This window comes from Pseudoalteromonas sp. SG45-5 (assembly GCF_014164085.1).
GTDB classification, from domain to species: Bacteria; Pseudomonadota; Gammaproteobacteria; order Enterobacterales; family Alteromonadaceae; genus Pseudoalteromonas; species Pseudoalteromonas aliena.
On sequence record NZ_JACJEM010000155.1, the window covers coordinates 1 to 571 of the forward strand.

The following is a 571-nucleotide window of genomic DNA, read 5'->3' on the forward strand; positions in this document are numbered from 1 at the left end:
CCACGGAGTGATTCATGACTGGGGTGAAGTCGTAACAAGGTAGCCCTAGGGGAACCTGGGGCTGGATCACCTCCTTATACGATTTAGAACTTATTTGTTCGTAGTGTCCACACAGATGATTGTTATTGTAAAGAGAACAACACTTATTGTTTTGGGTCTGTAGCTCAGCTGGTTAGAGCGCACCCCTGATAAGGGTGAGGTCGGTAGTTCAAATCTACTCAGACCCACCACTTCTTGTCTAATCAAGAAGATGGTTAAAACAATAAGTACCAGCATATGTGGGGCTATAGCTCAGCTGGGAGAGCGCCTGCCTTGCACGCAGGAGGTCAGCAGTTCGATCCTGCTTAGCTCCACCACTTTTACTTCTTAAAAATAAATATTCTTTATCGGGCCATTAACCGCCTGAGAATAGAGTGTGTTTAATTTTGAGAGGTTTTCGTATCTCTTGCTCTTTAAAAATTTGGAAAAGCTGATAATAAAATTCTGATAGATACATTGTATTTATCAAGAGTTTTCAAAAGTAAAAAAAGAATGGTAGCAGTACCATTCAGTGCCATTTAATTAACGTTTT

Annotated in this window: 2 tRNA genes and 1 rRNA gene; all 3 read left to right on the forward strand. The window is 40.8% G+C overall.

Annotation, left to right across the window (positions count from 1 at the left end):
* Positions 1 to 77: ribosomal RNA gene (locus H5119_RS20060) — 16S ribosomal RNA — on the forward strand; the annotation flags it as partial.
* A 76-nt stretch (positions 78 to 153) separates the two neighbouring features.
* Positions 154 to 230: transfer RNA gene (locus H5119_RS20065), tRNA-Ile, on the forward strand.
* 50 nt (positions 231 to 280) lie between these two features.
* Positions 281 to 356 (forward strand) — tRNA-Ala (locus tag H5119_RS20070).
* Positions 357 to 571: the final 215 nt, after the last annotated feature.